This window comes from Pseudomonas alkylphenolica, assembly GCF_016009175.1.
Classification (GTDB): Bacteria; Pseudomonadota; Gammaproteobacteria; order Pseudomonadales; family Pseudomonadaceae; genus Aquipseudomonas; species Aquipseudomonas alkylphenolica_B.
This window is the reverse complement of record NZ_JADUCM010000042.1, coordinates 23227-41617: the sequence shown is the minus strand read 5'-3', so window position 1 is coordinate 41617 and position 18391 is coordinate 23227. Positions and strand designations below refer to the sequence as shown.

General features: G+C 61.9%; 15 protein-coding genes. 10 read left to right on the top strand and 5 right to left on the bottom strand.

What is annotated here, in order from left to right; genetic code table 11:
- Positions 1 to 40: 40 nt before the first annotated feature.
- The 4 genes from I5S59_RS24170 to gap all read right to left on the bottom strand — a co-directional run bounded on the left by I5S59_RS24170 (position 41) and on the right by gap (position 5379).
- On the bottom strand, positions 41 to 2629 hold the full coding sequence (locus I5S59_RS24170; protein ID WP_197878811.1) for a TonB-dependent receptor: 2589 nt from the start codon (positions 2627 to 2629) through the stop codon (positions 41 to 43).
- Between the two features lie 115 nt (positions 2630 to 2744).
- Positions 2745 to 3707 carry a FecR family protein gene (locus tag I5S59_RS24165; RefSeq protein WP_197878810.1) on the bottom strand — a complete coding sequence of 321 codons (963 nt, stop codon included), beginning with the start codon at positions 3705 to 3707 and terminating at the stop codon, positions 2745 to 2747.
- A gap of 68 nt (positions 3708 to 3775) precedes the next feature.
- The gene (locus I5S59_RS24160; protein ID WP_197878809.1) at positions 3776 to 4294 is read right to left on the bottom strand and encodes an RNA polymerase sigma factor; all 519 of its coding nucleotides are present in this window, start codon (positions 4292 to 4294) and stop codon (positions 3776 to 3778) included.
- Between the two features lie 83 nt (positions 4295 to 4377).
- Positions 4378 to 5379, bottom strand: a complete 1002-nt coding sequence (gap, locus tag I5S59_RS24155) for a type I glyceraldehyde-3-phosphate dehydrogenase (RefSeq protein WP_197878808.1) — start codon at positions 5377 to 5379, stop codon at positions 4378 to 4380.
- 268 nt (positions 5380 to 5647) lie between these two features.
- Between gap and edd the strand changes: the two genes are divergently transcribed.
- From edd to I5S59_RS24105, 10 genes are all read left to right on the top strand, one after another.
- Positions 5648 to 7474 (top strand): phosphogluconate dehydratase, encoded by a 1827-nt coding sequence (edd, locus tag I5S59_RS24150; protein ID WP_197878807.1) that lies wholly within the window; start codon positions 5648 to 5650, stop codon positions 7472 to 7474.
- On the top strand, positions 7471 to 8427 hold the full coding sequence (locus I5S59_RS24145; RefSeq protein ID WP_197878806.1) for a glucokinase: 957 nt from the start codon (positions 7471 to 7473) through the stop codon (positions 8425 to 8427). Before edd ends, I5S59_RS24145 begins: the two co-directional genes overlap by 4 nt.
- Positions 8428 to 8473: 46 nt before the next feature.
- Positions 8474 to 9199, top strand: a complete 726-nt coding sequence (locus I5S59_RS24140) for a response regulator (protein ID WP_197878805.1) — start codon at positions 8474 to 8476, stop codon at positions 9197 to 9199.
- Positions 9200 to 9218: 19 nt separating this feature from the next.
- Positions 9219 to 10637 carry an ATP-binding protein gene (locus I5S59_RS24135; RefSeq protein WP_197878812.1) on the top strand — a complete coding sequence of 473 codons (1419 nt, stop codon included), beginning with the start codon at positions 9219 to 9221 and terminating at the stop codon, positions 10635 to 10637.
- Between the two features lie 132 nt (positions 10638 to 10769).
- Positions 10770 to 12032 carry an ABC transporter substrate-binding protein gene (locus tag I5S59_RS24130; RefSeq protein ID WP_197878804.1) on the top strand — a complete coding sequence of 421 codons (1263 nt, stop codon included), beginning with the start codon at positions 10770 to 10772 and terminating at the stop codon, positions 12030 to 12032.
- A 75-nt stretch (positions 12033 to 12107) separates the two neighbouring features.
- Positions 12108 to 13016 carry a carbohydrate ABC transporter permease gene (locus tag I5S59_RS24125; RefSeq protein WP_197878803.1) on the top strand — a complete coding sequence of 303 codons (909 nt, stop codon included), beginning with the start codon at positions 12108 to 12110 and terminating at the stop codon, positions 13014 to 13016.
- Positions 13009 to 13854 carry a carbohydrate ABC transporter permease gene (locus I5S59_RS24120; protein ID WP_128322537.1) on the top strand — a complete coding sequence of 282 codons (846 nt, stop codon included), beginning with the start codon at positions 13009 to 13011 and terminating at the stop codon, positions 13852 to 13854. Before I5S59_RS24125 ends, I5S59_RS24120 begins: the two co-directional genes overlap by 8 nt.
- Before the next feature lie 6 nt (positions 13855 to 13860).
- Positions 13861 to 15018, top strand: a complete 1158-nt coding sequence (locus I5S59_RS24115; protein ID WP_197878802.1) for an ABC transporter ATP-binding protein — start codon at positions 13861 to 13863, stop codon at positions 15016 to 15018.
- Between the two features lie 54 nt (positions 15019 to 15072).
- Positions 15073 to 16419: a carbohydrate porin gene (locus I5S59_RS24110; protein WP_420066474.1), complete on the top strand. Its 1347-nt coding sequence runs from the start codon at positions 15073 to 15075 to the stop codon at positions 16417 to 16419.
- A gap of 110 nt (positions 16420 to 16529) precedes the next feature.
- Positions 16530 to 17384, top strand: coding sequence for a D-hexose-6-phosphate mutarotase (locus I5S59_RS24105; protein ID WP_197878800.1), 855 nt, complete (start codon positions 16530 to 16532; stop codon positions 17382 to 17384).
- On the opposite strand, the gene hexR is transcribed toward I5S59_RS24105, so the two are convergent.
- Positions 17377 to 18237 carry a DNA-binding transcriptional regulator HexR gene (gene hexR / locus I5S59_RS24100; protein ID WP_206617366.1) on the bottom strand — a complete coding sequence of 287 codons (861 nt, stop codon included), beginning with the start codon at positions 18235 to 18237 and terminating at the stop codon, positions 17377 to 17379. The genes I5S59_RS24105 and hexR overlap by 8 nt on opposite strands.
- Positions 18238 to 18391: the final 154 nt, after the last annotated feature.

Sequence of the window (18391 nt, the reverse complement as noted above, 5' to 3'; positions counted from 1 at the left end):
CTCCTACACTTGTAGGAGCCGGCTTGCCGGCGATGCTGGCTCAGATATCCCAGACCAGGTTGATCGCAAAGTTGCGGCTAGGCATGGTCAGGCGGTCGAGGTTGGCGGGAGCGGTGACGGCGGCTTCGCCGAGGCCGTCGTAGCCGCGCACGTCATCCCACTGCCAGTACTTTTTGTCGGTCAGGTTGTACAGGCCGGCGTTGACCGTGATGTCGTCGGTGACCTTGTAGAAGCCGGCCAGGTCGAGCACACCGTAGCCGGGCGTGCGGAACTGCTTGCTGGTGCCGTCGGGAGCGAAGAAGGTGGTGTCGTCAACACGGTCCTTGCGCTTGACCAGCGTCCAGCTCAGCAGTGCACCGTATTGTTCCTGCTCATAGCCCAGTCCCATCACCGCCGTCAGCGGGTTGACGCTGTTGAGCGGCTGGCCGGTGTCGTCGTTGCGGCCACGGGCATAGGCGATCGAGCCCTGGGTGTACAGGCCGTTGGCGGCACCGAAGTGATCCAGGTTCAGGCGGCCCTTGAACTCGGCACCCTTGATGGTGGCGTGCTTGATGTTGTTGGCTTCGAAGGTCTGGCCGAGGTTGCTGCCCTGCACGGCGTCTTCGTTGATGAAGTCGCGGTACTTGTTGTAGAACACCGCCACATCGAAGTTGCCGGCGTCGAAGTTGCCACGCAGGCCGGTTTCGTAGCTTTTGCTCTTCTCCGGTTCCAGGTCGGAATTGCCGCGTACGCTGTAGCCCAGGCCAGGGTTCTCGAAGCGCCCGTAGAGGGATTTTGCCGTAGGGGTACGGAAGCCTTCAGCATACTGGCCGTACCAGGTGTAATTGTTGTTGAAGGCGTACGTCACACCGAGTTTTGGCGATACGCGATTCCAGGTCTTTTCGTCGTCATCGATCGGGTCGGTGCTCGATGCGCCGATGCCGCGCAGGAATTCGTCGGTGATGTGCGGCTTGAGCTGGGTGTAGTCGTAGCGCAGGCCGGGCAGGAAGGTCCATTGATTCCAGCGGATCTCGTCCTGGGCAAACAGGCTGTAGGTGTTGACGGTCGGGTCCGGGAAGTCGCTGACCAGTACCTGGGCGTCGCTGACCTGGCCAATGGCGCGGCAGCTGCCACCCACGTTCAGGCAGGTGCCGGTGCCGCTGCGTGAACCGGTCACTTTCTGGTGTTTGAGGGTGGTGCCGTAGGTCAGCAGATGCTCGGTTTCACCCACGCTGAAGGCCTTGTCCAACTGCGCGTCAAACAGCCATTGACGGTCTTTGTAGGTGGTCTGGCGATCGCGCAGTACCTGGCGGCCAGAGGCGAAGTAGAGCTCTTCGGTGCGCTGGTCGGTCTTGCCGATCTGGTAGTTCAGGCTCCATTTGACGTTGTCGGCCAGCACACTGCCCAGGGCAAACTCGTGATTGATGCCGAAGCGCTCACGGGTCACGGTGTCTTCACCGGTGCGGGCGCGGTAGGAGTTCATCGCCCCGAAGCCCGGAATGAACGGACCACCCACGGCGCTTTTCTGATTCAGGTCGCGGTCGTCCTTGTAGTGCTCATAGGTCAGCGCGAGGCGCGAGTCGTCGGCGTAATTCCAGCCGGCCTTGGCCAGGATGTTGGTGGTGCGGACGTCCTCCGGGTTGGCCTCGGTACGGTTGAGGCCGGTACCGCCGTGTTCGCCGTAAGACTCGGTCTCGTGGCCATTGCGCTGGCTCAGGTGCAACAGGCCGTCGAAGTCGCCTTGACGCCCGGCGACGGTGGCCGAGTTCAGCCAGCTTTCATCCGCCGAGCTGTAGCCGGTTTTCAGCCGTGCACCGACGTCCTGACCCGGCTTGATGATGTCATCGGGGTCGAGGGTGAAGTAGCTGACGGCACCGCCGATGGCGTTGCTGCCGTACAGCACCGAGGCCGGCCCGCGCAGGATCTCCACGCGCTTGATGATTTCAGGGTCGACATAGTTGCGCTGCGTCTGCGCGTAGGGGCCAAAGAAAAAACTGTCGGGAATCGACACGCCGTCGATCTGGGTCAATACCCGCTCACCATCGATGCCGCGGATGTTGTAGCCATTCAGACCACTGCGCTGGCCGGTACCGCTGACCGATACGCCTGGCTCGTAGCGCACCAGGTCCTTGATGTTGTTGACGTTCTGGCGGTCGAGCTGTTCGCGGGTCTGTACGCTGACGGTGCTCGGCACCTGGCTGACATCCTGGGCGCTGCGGGTGGCGCTGACGGTGATCTGCTGCAGGGCGATGGCGTTGGAGCTGCTGCGCTCGATTACTACGTTGCCGCTTCCAAGGGTGCGGTAGCTCAGCCCGGTGCCGCTGAGCAGGCGTTGCAACGCGGCTTCAGGTTTGAGCGAACCCTGTACGCCTGGGGAGGCCACGCCTTCGGCGATCTCTGCGGAGAAACCGACCTGCCAGCCGGTCACCGTGGTAAAGGCGTTCAGGGCCGAGACCAGGGGCTGCTGTTTGATGGCGAAGCGGTAATCACCCATGCGCGGGGCGCTGGCCTGGGCGGGTTCAGCCGCCAGCGCGGGCAGGCTGCAGGCGCCGCTGGCGAGCAGGGCCAGGGTCAACAGGGAGAGCGTGCAACGCTGCAGGCCGGGTTTACGTGAAGTGTCTGAAGACCGACGAGTGAAACCAGTAGACATCGATAGCGCTCCCTGTCGCGCAGTTATAGGTATGACCGATTCAAAAATAAGAATCAGTTGCATTGGCTATAACGAGACGTATCGCCTCAAGGGATCGCGTAAAAAAACTTTCCAGTCAGTTAATAATGACCACGGCGGGGAACTCGTGGAGTTGCGCCGAGGTGATGTGCGCCAGGGCACGCAAGGTTTCCAGTGGCTGGTCCAGGCGGTAGTTGCCGGTGACCGCGACCTGCTCCAGACGTTCGTTGCGGGAAATGATCAGGCCCGGGTAGTAACGGCGCAGTTCGGCCAGCACCTGGTTCAGCGGGCAGTTCTCGAACACCAGCCGGCCCTGAACCCAGGCCAGGTCCTTCTGGGCGTCAACGCGTTCACGCTGGCCGAAACCGTTGGGGCCGACGCGAATGCTGTCGCCGCTGGACAGGCGAATGCGCTGGTCGCTGCTGGCCTGCAGGTCGACATCGCCACGCTGAACGCGCACCTGGGCTTCGCCATCGAGGTAACGCACGGCGAAATCGCTGTCGCGGACACTGGCGCGCAACGGGCCTGCCTGCAGTTCCAGTGGCTGGTTCAGGCCGGCGGGCACTTCGAAGAACGCCTCGCCCTGGTACAGGCGGGCGACGCGCTGGCGGGCGTCGATGTCGCTGGAGAATGCCGAGTTGGTGTTCAGCAGGACCTTGGAGCCATCCTCCAGCTGCAGGCGCTGGCGTTCGCCGACCACGGTGAGGTGATCGGCCTGCAGGCGGACGGGCAGGTTACCGACGGTGAACACGCCGATCAGCAGCACGGCGGCAGCGCTGAGTGGCTTCCAGTGCGGGCGCAGGCGTGCCAGGCGCGATGGCCGTTGGGCCTGGGCAATCTGGCTGGCGGCCTGGCGCAGGGTATCGCCTTGCCACAGCGCTTCGGCTTCGACGTAGGCCTGGGCATTGGCCGCATCAGCTTCCAGCCAGGCCTCGAAGGCCCGGGTGTCTTCGGCGGTGGCGCACTGCAGGCGGATCAGCCAGTCCAGCGCCTGGTCCATGGCGCTGTCGCTAGCGGCCACGTGGGGCGGCGAAGGGCGATCAGGGGCGCTATCGGTCACGGCAAATCCTGCGGGGTCTTGTAATTCTAATTATGATCAAGCGTAACGGCGTGCGTGGCAAGCCGGGGTCAATCGCGATTCAGACGGTTGGCGACGCCGACACAGATGGCCATGATCAGTTTCAGTTCCTTCTGAACCGTGCTCGACGACACATTCAATTGCTCGGCAATTTCCAGATAGCTGGCACCATGCAGGCGGCTGAGGATGAAAATTCGTTGCTGACGCGAGGTCAATTGGCCCAGGCTGACACTCAGGCGCTTGAGCAGTTGCTCGGCATGGGCGGCGTCTTCGGCGCTGCTGCTGGGGGCTGCGACGTTGTGCAGGACCTGCTCGGGGACATCGTCCACCAGGTTGCGCGCTTGCGTGCGGCGGGCGCGCAAATGGTCAAGTGCCAGGTTGCGGGCGGTCTGGAAAACAAAGGGTTCCAGGTGCTCGATCGGGCGTTCGCCCAAGGCCCGGGTGACGCGCAGGTAGGTCTCCTGCAGCAGGTCTTCGGCGGTGCTGGGGTTATCGACCATGCGCTGCAAGGTTCGCAGCAAGCTGACCCGCTGGGCGAGAAATACAGTGTTGAACTGAGACTGGCTCACAGCAATACCCGACCAATACGAAGCGAATGATAATGCTTATCATCAACGTATTGGTCAAGTCCTACTTTTTTTGTGGCGGATACCTACACGGCGTTACACAGTGCCAGGCAGTTATCCAGCATGCGGTTGGAGAAGCCCCATTCGTTGTCGTACCAGGCCATGACCTTGAGCATGCGGCCACTGACCCGGGTGTGGTTGGCATCGAAAATCGACGACAGCGGGTTGTGGTTAAAGTCGCAGGACACCAGCGGCAAGCTGTTGTACCCCAGCACTTTGGAGTGGCGGCTGGCCTCCTTGAACAGGTTGTTGACCTCCTCGACGCTGGTGTCGCGCTTGAGGTTGACCGTCAGGTCGACCAGCGACACGTTGATCACCGGCACCCTTACTGCCATGCCGGTGAGTTTGCCGGCCAGCTCCGGCAGCACCAGGCCAACGGCTTCAGCCGCGCCGGTTTTGCTCGGGATCATTGACTGGGTTGCCGAGCGCGCACGGTACGGGTCGCTGTGAAATACGTCGGTCAGGCTCTGGTCATTGGTGTAGGCATGGATAGTGGTCATCAGGCCCTGCTCGATGCCCAGCTCGCGTTGCAGCACCTGCGCCACGGGCGCCAGGCAGTTGGTGGTGCACGATGCACTGGAGATGATCTGGTGCGAAGGGCGCAGAATGTCATGGTTGACCCCATACACAATGGTCGCGTCGGCACCCTTGGCCGGTGCCGAAATAATGACTTTGCCCGCGCCGGCAGTAAGATGGGCGGCAGCCTTGGCCCGCTCGGTGAATAGCCCCGTGCATTCGAACACCACATCGATGGCTTCTGCTTTCCACGGCAGCTCCGCGGGGTTGCGAATGGCGCTGACCGCAATACGGTCGCCATTGACCGTCAAACTTTCATGATCGGACTCGACGCTGGCAGCGAAAATGCCATGGACACTGTCGTACTTGAGCAGGTGCGCATTGATCGCGCTGTCGCCCAGGTCATTGATCGCGACGACCTGCAGGTCCTGGCGGTAGCCTTGGGTATAGAGTGCGCGAAGGACGTTGCGACCGATGCGGCCAAAGCCATTGATTGCGATACGAAGGGTCATGGAGCTACCTCTGGCAGACCGGGTGAAGCCCGTGGCAAATGAGGAACTGCTTCACTGAATCTGATTTTGTTGTTGGAATTACAAGATTATTCGTAAAAAAATAGAAAACAAGCGTTTTTGCTGGCAGTATTTTATTCAATCTACAACGAGCGATCGGCCAAGCCGTCCCTCCTGCAACCGTTGCCCCTGCCTTTGAGCCTAGGTGGCGATCGTTGAAATGGGAAACTGCCGCAGAGGTCGCAACCACCGTTAGCCTGGAGTCCAGTACATGCATCCGCGCATTCTTGAGGTCACCCAACGGCTGATCGCACGCAGCCGTCCCACCCGCGAGCGCTATTTGCAGTTGATTCGCGGGGCGGCCAGTGACGGGCCGATGCGGGCCAAGCTGCAATGCGCCAACTTTGCCCACGGCGTGGCCGGTTGTGGCACCCAGGACAAGAACACCCTGCGGATGATGAACGCCGCCAACGTCGCGATCGTCTCCGCCTACAACGACATGCTCTCGGCGCACCAGCCTTACGAGCATTACCCCGAGCAGATCAAACAGGCCCTGCGTGAAATCGGCTCGGTCGGCCAGTTCGCCGGTGGCGTGCCGGCGATGTGTGACGGTGTCACCCAGGGTGAGCCGGGCATGGAACTGGGCATCGCCAGCCGCGAAGTGATCGCCATGTCCACCGCCATCGCCCTGTCGCACAATATGTTCGACGCCGCGCTGATGTTGGGTATATGTGACAAGATCGTGCCGGGTCTGTTGATGGGCGCACTGCGTTTCGGTCATCTGCCGACCATTTTCGTGCCGGGCGGGCCGATGCCTTCGGGGATCTCCAACAAGCAGAAGGCCGACGTGCGCCAGCGCTACGCCGAGGGCAAGGCCAGCCGCGAAGAGCTGCTGGAGTCGGAGATGAAGTCCTATCACAGCCCCGGCACCTGCACCTTCTATGGCACCGCCAACACCAACCAGTTGCTGATGGAAGTGATGGGCCTGCACCTGCCGGGCGCTTCGTTCGTCAACCCGTACACCCCGTTGCGTGATGCCCTGACCATCGAGGCGGCGCAGCAGGTTACGCGCATGACCAAGGCCAGCGGTGACTTCATGCCGCTGGGCGAGATTGTCGACGAGAAATCCCTGATCAACTCGATTGTCGCCCTGCATGCCACGGGCGGCTCGACCAACCACACCTTGCACATGCCGGCGATTGCCCAGGCGGCCGGCATCCAGCTGACCTGGCAGGACATGGCCGAGCTGTCCGAGGTGGTGCCGACCCTGTCGCACGTCTACCCGAACGGCAAAGCCGACATCAACCATTTCCAGGCTGCCGGTGGCATGGCCTTCCTGATTCGCGAGCTGCTCGATTCAGGGCTGCTGCATGAGGACGTGAACACCGTGGCCGGCCATGGCCTGCGTCGTTATACCCGGGAACCTTTCCTCGAGAACGGCAAGCTGGTCTGGCGCGAAGGGCCGCAAGCGAGCCTGGATGAAGCGATCCTGCGTCCGGTGGCCCGGGCGTTTTCGCCTGAAGGTGGCTTGCGGGTGATGGAGGGCAACCTCGGTCGCGGGGTCATGAAAGTCTCGGCGGTCGCGCCCGAGCATCAGGTGGTTGAGGCCCCGGCGCGCGTGTTCCATGACCAGCAGGCACTGGCCGATGCCTTCCAGGCCGGTGAGCTGGAGTGTGATTTCGTTGCCGTGATGCGCTTTCAGGGGCCGCGCTGCAATGGCATGCCTGAGCTGCACAAGATGACGCCGTTTCTGGGCGTGCTGCAGGACCGTGGTTTCAAGGTCGCGCTGGTTACCGACGGGCGCATGTCTGGCGCGTCGGGGAAAATTCCTGCCGCCATTCACGTCTGCCCTGAAGCCTTCGACGGCGGGCCGCTGGCCCGTGTGCGTGATGGCGATATCGTGCGGGTCGACGGCGTCGCCGGCACCCTGAGTGTGAAGCTCGATGCTGCGGAACTGGCCGATCGTGAGATCCCGCCGGCACCCACCGGCAATGACCTGGGCTGCGGCCGCGAACTGTTCGGTTTCATGCGCATGGCCCTGAGCCCGGCAGAGCAGGGCGCCAGTGCCTTTACCTCGGCGCTGGAGACACTCAAGTGAAGCGCGCCCTGGTCGGAGATATCGGCGGCACCAACGCCCGCTTTGCCCTCTGGGAAAACGACCGCATGCACGCTGTGCAGGTCTTCGCCACCGCCGATTACACCAGCCCCGAACAAGCCATAGGTGCCTACCTTGCCGCGCAAGGGCTGGCCAAGGGCGATCTGGGGGCGGTGTGCCTGGCGGTCGCCGGTCCGGTCAGCGGTGATGAGTTTCGCTTCACCAACAACCACTGGCGGCTCAGTCGCCGGGCATTCTGCGAGACCCTGCAGGTCGAGCAGCTGTTGTTGATCAACGACTTTACCGCCATGGCCCTGGGCATGACCCGTCTGCAGGACGGTGAGTACCGCACGGTGTGCGAGGGACACGCCGAACCGGGGCGCCCGGCCGTGGTGATCGGTCCGGGTACCGGTTTGGGTGTGGGTACCTTGCTGGGCCTGGCCGATGGCCGCTGGATTGCCTTGCCGGGTGAAGGCGGGCATGTCGACTTGCCGGTCGGCAATGCCCGTGAGGCGCAGATCCGTCAACACATCGAAAGCGAGATTGGCCACGTCAGTGCCGAAACGGTGCTCAGTGGTGGCGGCCTGCTGCGTTTGTACCAGGCCATCTGTGCGCTGGAGGGGCAACCACCGGTGCTGCTCACCCCGGCGGCCATCACCGATGCGGCATTGGCCGGTGAGCCGCTGGCGCTGATGGTCATCGAGCAGTTCTGCCGCTTTCTCGGGCGGGTGGCGGGCAACAACGTGCTGACCCTGGGTGGGCGCGGTGGTGTCTATATCGTCGGGGGCATCATTCCGCGCTTTGCCGAGTTGTTTCTGCGCAGCGGTTTTGCCGACAGCTTTGCTCAGAAGGGCTGCATGAGCGGTTATTTCAACGATGTGCCGGTGTGGTTGGTGACAGCCGAGTTTTCCGGTTTGCTGGGGGCGGGCGTCGCCTTGCAACAGACGCTGAACTAAGGTGAACAGCGGGCGTTTCGACCCGCGTCGACAAGGATGAGCTGTAGTGAGTACTGCCGGTAGATCGATCCTGATGGTCGACGACGATCAGGACATCCGTGAGCTGTTGCAAACCTACCTGAGCCGCGCCGGTTTCAGTGTGCAGGCGGCCGCCGACGGTCAGGGCTTTCGCCAGGCGCTGGACAGCAGCGACTGCGACCTGGTGATCCTCGATGTCATGCTGCCCGATGAAGACGGCTTCAGTCTGTGCCGCTGGGTGCGTCAGCACCCGCGCCTGGCCCAGGTGCCGATCATCATGCTGACCGCCAGTTCCGATGAGGCCGACCGCGTCATCGGCCTGGAGCTGGGGGCGGATGATTACCTCGGCAAGCCCTTCAGCCCTCGCGAACTACAGGCGCGAATCAAGGCCTTGCTGCGCCGCGCCGGCTTCGTTCACGAGCGCAACGGCGGCGATGTCCTGGCGTTCGATGACTGGCGGCTTGATACCGTCAGCCACCGCCTGTTTCACCGTGACGGTGAAGAAGTGATCCTGTCGGGCGCCGACTTTGCTTTGCTCAAGCTGTTCCTCGATCACCCGCAACAGATCCTCGACCGCGACACCATCGGCAACGCCACCCGCGGCCGCGAACCCATGCCGCTGGATCGTATTGTCGATATGGCGGTCAGCCGCTTGCGTCAGCGCCTGCGCGATACCGAAAAGCCGCCCCGGCTGATACGCACCGTGCGTGGTAGCGGTTACCTGTTGGCGGCCAGCGTTGCGCCCGCGCACTGAAGGGGGCTGGCGATTGCCGCTGCCGCGTTCATTGCTGGGGCGCATGCTGCTGTTGACCCTGCTGGTGGTGTTGCTGGCCCAAGGCTTGTCGAGCCTGATCTGGTTGTCGCAACTGCGCGCCAGCCAGCTGGAAGGCCTGGTGGCCAGCGCACGCAGCCTGGCGCATTCGATGAGCGCCAGCGTCAGTTACTTTCGCTCCCTGCCGTTGGCCTATCGGCCGATGGTGCTCGATCAGTTGCGCAGCATGGGTGGTACGCGCTTTGTCGTGTCGCTCAACGACAAGCCGCTGCAGATGCAGGCCATGGCGAACACCCCACGCAAACAGGCGGTGATCGAGGCGGTGGATGATGTGCTGCGCCAGCGCCTGGGCGCGCAGATGGACATCAGTGTCGAGTTCGTCAGCCCCCAGGACCTGAGGATCTTCAACAGCGGTTTGAAGCTCGATGAGCTGCCCCGTTCCTGGGCGCACTATGCCTTGACGCTGGAGCCGGTCAACCCGCCGGTGCTGGTCACCCAGATCCGCCTGGGCGAGGAAGAATGGCTGTACATTGCCTCGCTGATGCCCGAGCCCTACACCAGCCTTGAGGATGAGGGGCTGCCACGTCAGCAGGTGTGGTTCATCGGCCTGACCAGCTTCTTCCTGTTGCTGTTCATCGGTTTGCTCGTGCACTGGCAGAGCCGCCCGCTCAAGCGCCTGGCCCGTGCGGCGCGGGAAATGTCGCTGGGTGCCGACGTGCCGCCGGTGGCGGAGGGTGGTGGTAGCGAGGTGGTCGAGGTCGGGCGGGCGTTCAATGCCATGCGTGAACGTATCAGCCGTTATTTAACCGAGCGTAGCCAGTTGTTCAGTGCCATTTCCCATGATTTGCGCACGCCGATCACCCGCCTGCGCCTGCGTGTCGAACTGCTTGAAGACGAACAACAGCAGGCCAAGTTCAGCCGCGACCTGGACGAGCTGGAGATGCTGGTCAAAGGCGCCTTGCAGTGCGTCAAGGACACCGACATCCACGAGAACATCGAACCGATCGACCTCAATCAGGCCCTTGACTGCCTGATCGAACCCTACCTCGCCAGTGGCCGGGTGACCCTGCAGGGCAGGGCGCTGGCGCCGTACCCGGGCAAGCCGCTGGCCCTGCGCCGGTGCATGGGCAACCTGATCGACAATGCCTTGAAGTACGGCGAGCGTGCGCACCTGCGTGTGCTCGACAGCGAGTCGGGCTTTGTGCTGCAGGTTGATGACGAAGGGCCAGGCGTGCCCGAGCAGCGCCAGGAGCAGGTGTTCGAGCCGCATTTTCGCCTGGCCGGGCAGCAGCAGGGCTACGGCCTGGGGTTGGGGATTGCCCGCAATATCGCCCACAGCCATGGCGGTGAAGTAAGTTTGCGCAACCTGCGCGAAGGTGGCTTGCGGGTGACCTTGAGCCTGCCGCGCAGCAACGACTGAGCGAATGTCACCGGTCGGTGACAATTGCACATCCCTTCGTTACTTCCGCCGGTCGGGGGGCTGGTTAGACTCCGATGCAAGCGCAAGCACCACGACTTGCACCTGCATAACAACAAGAAAAGGTTACTTTTGATGAATGCGATCAATCGCCTCGCCGCTGTCATTTCTCTCGCCTCCTTGTTGCCCCTGAGCGCCCTTGCTGCCGATACCGGCACCGTTGAAGTCCTGCACTGGTGGACCTCCGGTGGCGAAGCCAAGGCCGTGGAAACCCTCAAGCAGCAAGTCACCAAAGACGGATTCATCTGGAAGGACAACGCCGTGGCCGGTGGCGGTGGCGCGGCGGCCATGACCGTGCTGAAGACCCGCGCTATTTCCGGCAACCCGCCGGCAGCGGCGCAGATCAAGGGGCCGGATATCCAGGAGTGGGGCGCGCTCGGCCTGCTCACCGAGCTGGATGAAGTGGCTGCGGCCAACCAGTGGGACAAGCTGCTGCCCGCTAAAGTCGCCGAAATCATGAAGTATGACGGTCATTACGTGGCAGTACCGGTGAACATTCACCGGGTCAACTGGCTGTGGATCAACCCGCAGGTGTTCGAGAAAGCCGGCGCCAAGGTCCCGACCACCCTCGATGAGCTGTTTGCCGCGGCCGACAAGCTCAAGGCGGCCGGCTTCATTCCGCTCGCCCACGGCGGGCAGCCGTGGCAGGACAGTACCGTATTCGAAGACCTGGCCCTGAGCATTCTCGGCCCCAAGGGCTATCACGCCGCCTTTGTCGATCTGGATGAGAAGACCCTCACTGGCGAGCAGATGGTTGCCGTGTTCAAGACCTTGCAGCGCCTGGGCACCTACATGGACCCCAACCGTGCAGGGCGTGACTGGAACATCGCCGCCGCCGAGGTCATCAACGGCAAGGCGGGCATGCAGATCATGGGCGACTGGGCCAAGAGCGAATGGACTGCGGCCGGCAAGGTTGCGGGCAAGGACTACCAGTGCGTCGCCTTCCCGGGGACCCAGGGCAGCTTTGCCTACAACATCGACTCGCTGGCGATGTTCAAGCTCAAGAACGACAACGACATCAAGGCCCAGAACGACCTCGCCAAGGTCGCCCTGGAGCCTGAGTTCCAGACCGTGTTCAACCAGAACAAGGGCTCGCTGCCGGTGCGCCAGGACATGGACATGAGCCAGTTCGACGCCTGCACGCAGAAATCGGCCTTGGACTTCAAGGAGGCCGAGAAGGGCGATGGCCTGCAGCCGAGCATGGCCCACAACATGGCCACGACCCTGGCGGTGCAAGGCGCGATCTTCGATGTCGTGACCAACTTCCTCAATGACCCGAAAGCGGATCCCGCACAGGCGGTCAAACAGCTGAACTCGGCGATCAAGTCAGCCAAGTAATCCTGCAATCCACTGTGGGAGCTGGCTTGCCAGCGATGCGGTGCACAGCACCGCCCTCCAACCGAGATCAAACCGATGAGCACTGTTGCCACAATCAACAAGGCCTCGCCGTTCGATGCCTTGCAGCGCTGGCTACCGAAACTGGTGCTGGCGCCGAGCATGCTGATTGTCCTGGTGGGCTTTTACGGCTACATCCTCTGGACCTTCGTCCTGTCGTTCACCAACTCCAGCTTCATGCCCAGCTACAAATGGGTGGGCCTGGCGCAATACGCCCGGCTGATGGAAAACGACCGCTGGTGGGTCGCGAGTAAAAACCTGCTGGTGTTTGGCGGGATGTTCATCGCCATCAGTCTGGTGATCGGCGTGTTGCTGGCGGTGCTGCTGGATCAGCGCATCCGTCGCGAAGGGGTTATCCGCACGATCTATCTGTATCCCATGGCGCTGTCGATGATCGTCACCGGTACCGCCTGGAAATGGCTGCTCAATCCGGGCCTGGGCCTGGACAAAATGCTTCGCGACTGGGGCTGGGAAGGCTTTCGCCTGGACTGGCTGGTCGACCCGGACCGGGTGGTCTACTGCCTGGTGATCGCCGCCGTGTGGCAGGCCTCGGGTTTTGTCATGGCGCTGTTTCTGGCCGGCTTGCGCAGTGTTGACCAGTCGATCATCCGCGCCGCCCAGGTCGATGGTGCGAGCCTGCCGAGCATTTACCTGCGCATCGTCCTGCCGAGCCTGCGCCCGGTATTCTTCAGTGCGCTGATGATCCTTGCACACATCGCCATCAAGAGTTTCGACCTGGTGGCGGCCATGACCGCAGGTGGGCCGGGCTATGCTTCCGACCTGCCGGCCATGTTCATGTACTCCTTCACCTTCAGCCGCGGACAAATGGGCATGGGCTCGGCCAGTGCCATCCTGATGCTGGGGGCGATCCTGTCGATACTGGTGCCTTACCTGTATTCGGAACTGAGGAACAAGCGCCATGACTAGATCCCTGGCTCCCCGCGCTTTCAGTTTCAGCCGCCTGGCGATCTACTCGACGCTGTTGCTGGCCTGCGCGCTGTACCTGATTCCGCTGATCGTGATGCTGCTGACCAGCTTCAAGTCACCGGAAGACATCCGTACCGGCAACCTGCTGAGCTGGCCGGCCGTGATCACCGGCATCGGCTGGATCAAGGCCTGGGACACTGTCGGTGGCTACTTCTGGAACTCGGTGAAAATCACTGTGCCGGCCGTGGTGATTTCCACCCTGCTGGGTGCCCTCAACGGCTATGTCCTGTCGATGTGGCGCTTTCGCGGCTCGCAGCTGTTCTTCGGGTTGTTGCTGTTTGGCTGCTTCCTGCCGTTCCAGACCGTGCTGCTGCCGGCATCGTTCACCCTCGGCAAGCTCGGCCTGGCCAGTACCACCAGTGGCCTGGTACTGGTGCATATCGTCTACGGCCTGGCCTTCACCACGCTGTTCTTTCGCAACTACTACTGCAGCGTGCCTGACGCCCTGGTGCGGGCGGCACGCCTGGATGGCGCGGGATTTTTCACCATCTTCGGGCGCATCCTACTGCCGATGTCGGTGCCGATCATCATGGTCTGCCTGATCTGGCAGTTCACCCAGATCTGGAACGATTTTCTCTTTGGTGTGGTGTTCGCCAGTGGCGATGCGCAACCGATCACCGTGGCCCTCAACAACCTGGTCAACACCAGCACCGGGGTCAAGGAATACAACGTCGACATGGCGGCGGCGATGATCGCCGGGTTACCGACCCTGTTGGTCTATGTGCTGGCTGGCAAGTATTTCCTGCGCGGGCTCACGGCCGGCGCGGTCAAGGGGTAAGACAACATGGCAACGCTTGAACTGCGCAACGTCAACAAGACCTACGGCAACGGTTTGCCGGACACCTTGAAGCACATCGACCTGTCGATCGACTCGGGAGAGTTCCTGATTCTGGTCGGGCCTTCGGGCTGCGGAAAGTCGACCCTGATGAACTGCATCGCCGGCCTGGAGCAGATCACCGGCGGGGCGATCCTGGTGGACGATGCCGACATCAGCGGCATGAGCCCCAAGGACCGTGACATTGCCATGGTCTTTCAGTCCTATGCGCTGTACCCGACCATGAATGTGCGCGACAACATCGCCTTCGGCCTGAAGATGCGCAAGATGCCAGCGGCCGCCATCGACGAGGAGGTGGCGCGGGTGGCCAAGCTGCTGCAGATCGAGCATTTGCTGACGCGCAAGCCCGGTCAGCTCTCCGGGGGCCAGCAACAGCGGGTGGCCATGGGCCGGGCATTGGCGCGGCGGCCGAAGATCTACCTGTTCGACGAGCCGCTGTCCAACCTCGACGCCAAACTGCGGGTGGAGATGCGCACTGAAATCAAGCTGATGCACCAGCGCCTGAAAACCACCACGGTGTATGTCACCCACGACCAGATCGAGGCCATGACCCTGGGTGACAAGGTGGCGGTCATGAAAGATGGCTTGATCCAGCAGTTCGGTACCCCGCAGCAGATCTACAACGATCCGGCCAACCTGTTTGTCGCCAGTTTCATCGGTTCGCCTCCCATGAACTTCATTCCTGTGCGCCTGCAGCGCAAAGAAGGGCGTTTGCTGGCCGTGCTCGACAGCGGGCAGGCCCGTTGCGAGCTACCGTTGGGCATCAGTGATGCGGAGCTTGAAACACGTGACCTGATTCTCGGCATACGCCCTGAGCAGATCAGCCTGGCGCCGGCAGTTGCCAACGGCTTGCCCGGTGTTCAGGCCGACGTGCAGATCACCGAACCCACCGGGCCGGACCTGCTGGTGTTCGTCACCCTCAACCAGACCAAGGTCTGCTGTCGGCTGGCGCCGGATGTGCCGACCCGGGTCGGCGACACCCTCAACCTGCAGTTCGACCCGGCGCGGGTGTTGCTGTTCGATGCTGCCAGCGGTGAACGCCTGGGGGTCAACGTCACGCCACGGCAAACCGGTGCAGATAACGTGGCGCAATTCAAAGGCCGCTGAATTCGTTTCAAGTCGTACAAGCCCATCAAGAACAATAAAATGAGGAAACAAAGGATGGATCACTTCAAACGCATCAAGCCACTGTCGCCGCTGACCTTGCTGGCGGCGCTCGGGGTCAGTTGCGGAGTGCAGGCTGCCGATGCCTTTGCCCCGGAGTCGCAATGGATGACCGGCGACTGGGGCGGTACCCGTACCGAACTGCTGGAGAAGGGTGTCGACATCAAGATCGACTACGTCGGTGAAGTCGGCGCAAACCTCAATGGCGGTTTCAACGATGACAAGACGGCACGCTACAGCGACCAGTTCGGTCTGGGGGCCGCGCTTGATCTGCAAAAGCTGCTGGGCTGGGATAACACCCAGGCCAAGATCCAGCTGACGAACCGAAACGGCGAGAACATTTCCAATGACCGCATCGGCGACCCGCGTGCCGGCACCCTGAGCTCATCGCAGGAAGTCTATGGCCGGGGGCATATGGTGCGCCTGACTCAGCTGTGGATTCAGCACCAGTTCTTCGACAACAAACTCGACATCAAGGCCGGTTACTTCGGCGAGGGCGAAGACTTCAACACCTTCCCGTGCGAGTTCCAGAACCTGGCGTTCTGTGGCTCCCAGGTGGGTAACTGGGCAACCAACATCTGGTACAACTGGCCTGTCAGCCAGGCGGCGATCCGCTTCAAATACAACATCAATGATGAACTCTATGCGCAAGTCGGGGCGTACAACCAGAATCCCTCTCAGCTGGAGCACGGCAACGGCTTCAAACTCAGCGGCAGCGGTACCGCCGGTACGGTTTTGCCGGTGGAACTGGTCTGGTCACCGAAAATCAACAGCCTGCCGGGCGAATACCGTGTGGGTTACTACAAGAGCACGGCCGATGCCGATGACGTGCGTGAGGACGACAACGGCCAGGATGCGGCGACCACGGGTAACAGCTATCGCGTGCATGACAGCAAGCACGGCTACTGGTTTGTCGCGCAACAGCAGCTCACCCGTCATAACGGCGATGCCAGCCGTGGCCTGAACATCGCGGCAAACGCCACCTTCCATGACAAGGACACCAACTTCATCGACAACTACCAGTCGCTGATGCTCGTCTACAAAGGCCCGTTCGATGCACGTCCGAAGGATGACATCGGTATCGGTTTTGCCCGTATCCATGTCAATGACGACGTGAAGAAAAACGCCGAGTTGATCAATGCCGCCAACGGTGTCAGCAATTACGAAGACCCGCTGTTCTCGCCGTTGCGCACTACCGAGTACAACTACGAGCTCAATTATGGCTTCCACGTCACCAACTGGCTGACTGTCCGTCCCAATCTGCAGTACATCACCCACCCGGGTGGGGTTGATGAAGTGGACAACGCGCTGGTCGCGGGTTTGAAGATTCAGTCGTCGTTCTGAGGCAATATGTTGTAAATTTACGCCATATTGCGGCCGGTCGCTGGCAAGCAGCTCCGTAGGGGCTGTTTGGCCAGCAATCAGGCACTCACTAACAACAAGAGTTTCCAGTCATGCCAGAGCACCCGCTACAACGTTTCTTTACTTCGCAGCGGCCCAGGCCGACCTTCGAGTGGGAGCGTTATCAACAGCGCGATGTGCTGATCATCGATCACCCGCAGTGCCAGGCCGTGTTCAGCCGCCAGGGCGCACAGTTGTTGCATTTTCAACCCAAAGGCGAACGCCCCTGGCTGTGGTGTGCGGCGCAGTGGCCGCAGGTCGGCGCCATTCGTGGCGGCGTTCCGGTGTGCTGGCCCTGGTATGGGCGTCACCCTAGCGAAGACATGTGGCCGGCGCATGGCTGGGCACGGTTGCTCGACTGGAAACTGATCGACAGCGATGAAGATGAGCACGGCGTGAGCCTGAAATGGCGTTTGCAGCTGTGTGACTGGCAGGTGGACCTGTCGGCGCGCCTGGGCAGCAGCATGGAATTGCAGCTCAGCACCGAACACCAGGACAGCTTGCCTTGTCAGTTGAGTCATGCTCTGCTGGCTTACTGGCGTATTAGTGACGTTTCTGAGATAGCGCTATCTGGGCTAGAAAACATTGAGGGTTACGACCGCTTGAACCGTCAGGCCTGCCGCCAGAAAGGCGCGCTGAAGGTGCATGGCGGCTGTCAGCGGGTGTTTCCCGGGGCACCGACCGTGCGGTTGCATGATTCGGCCTGGCAGCGTCAGCTGAGCATCGATACCGGTGACAGTGAAGACACCGTGGTCTGGCACCCGGGCAGTCGGCCGTTGATGGGTGTCAGCAGCAGCGAAACATTGGGCTTCGTCTGCGTCGAGGCGGCCAGTGGCAGCAGTGACAGCCTGAGCCTGGCGCCGGGCGAACAGGCACACCTGCGGTTGCAGGCACAGATGCTCAGTTGAGTTCGTCGTCGACCGGGTAACGGCTGGCGTTCAGGCTTTCCTTGATCTTGCGCAGGTGCGGCTGGAAGTCCACGCCACGACGCAGGGTCATGCCGGTGGCCAGTACGTCGAGCACGGTCAACTGGATGATCCGCGAAGTCATCGGCATATAGATGTCGGTGTCTTCCGGTAGCGGAATGTTCAGGCTCAGGCTGCTGGCTTTGGCCAGGGGCGAGTCGGCGGCGGTCAGGCCGAGTACCGAGGCGCCGTTTTCCCGGGCCAGGCGTGCCACCTCGACCAGTTCGCGGGTGCGTCCGGTATAGGAGATGATCACGAACAGCTCGCCGGTGTGGGCGACCGACGCCAGCATGCGTTGCATCAGCACGTCGGCATGGGCCGAAACGGCAAGGTTGAAACGGAAAAACTTGTGCTGGGCATCCAGTGCCACTGGCGCGGAAGCACCGAGGCCGAAAAAGTGGATCTGCCGGGCCTGGATCAGCATGTCGACAGCGCGGCTGATCAGCTGTGGATCGAGCTGCTGGCAGGCGCTGTCGAGCGAGGCAATGGCGCTGCCGAAGATCTTTTGCGTGTAGGACGCCGGATCGTCGTCGGCTTCGACCGCACGGCTGACATAGGCAGCGCCGCTGGCCAGGCTTTGCGCCAGTTGCAGTTTGAGCTCCGGGTAGCCGCTGACGCCGAACGAGCGGCAGAAACGGTTGACCGTCGGCTCACTGACCTTGGCCGCCTGGGCCAGGGCAGCAATGCTGAAACGGGTGGCTTGCTGGGGGTTGAGCAGGATGACTTCGGCGACTTTGCGCTCAGCCTTGTTCAGTTCTTCGAGGCGTCCCTGGATCTGCTCCAGGAGATTTCGCACACGGTCCATGGGTAGGGTCCTTGGGTCGATGAGACAGCCCGCTGCCGGCAGCGGCGGGCGTGTGACACGGTGGCCTATCGTACTGATGGCATGAATGGCACACCACTTGAATCTGTTTGTCGGATGTAATGTTGTTGTTTTTACTACATTACCC

What these genes read in the sequence shown, in the direction of transcription:
- I5S59_RS24170 (WP_197878811.1), bottom strand. Translation starts at nt 2,629, where the DNA reads ATGTCTACTGGTTTCACTCGTCGGTCTTCAGACACTTCACGTAAACCC.
- gap (WP_197878808.1), bottom strand. Translation starts at nt 5,379, where the DNA reads ATGACCCTTCGTATCGCAATCAATGGCTTTGGCCGCATCGGTCGCAAC.
- edd (WP_197878807.1), top strand. Translation starts at nt 5,648, where the DNA reads ATGCATCCGCGCATTCTTGAGGTCACCCAACGGCTGATCGCACGCAGC.
- I5S59_RS24130 (WP_197878804.1), top strand. Translation starts at nt 10,770, where the DNA reads ATGAATGCGATCAATCGCCTCGCCGCTGTCATTTCTCTCGCCTCCTTG.
- I5S59_RS24125 (WP_197878803.1), top strand. Translation starts at nt 12,108, where the DNA reads ATGAGCACTGTTGCCACAATCAACAAGGCCTCGCCGTTCGATGCCTTG.
- I5S59_RS24120 (WP_128322537.1), top strand. Translation starts at nt 13,009, where the DNA reads ATGACTAGATCCCTGGCTCCCCGCGCTTTCAGTTTCAGCCGCCTGGCG.
- I5S59_RS24115 (WP_197878802.1), top strand. Translation starts at nt 13,861, where the DNA reads ATGGCAACGCTTGAACTGCGCAACGTCAACAAGACCTACGGCAACGGT.
- I5S59_RS24110 (WP_420066474.1), top strand. Translation starts at nt 15,073, where the DNA reads ATGGATCACTTCAAACGCATCAAGCCACTGTCGCCGCTGACCTTGCTG.
- I5S59_RS24105 (WP_197878800.1), top strand. Translation starts at nt 16,530, where the DNA reads ATGCCAGAGCACCCGCTACAACGTTTCTTTACTTCGCAGCGGCCCAGG.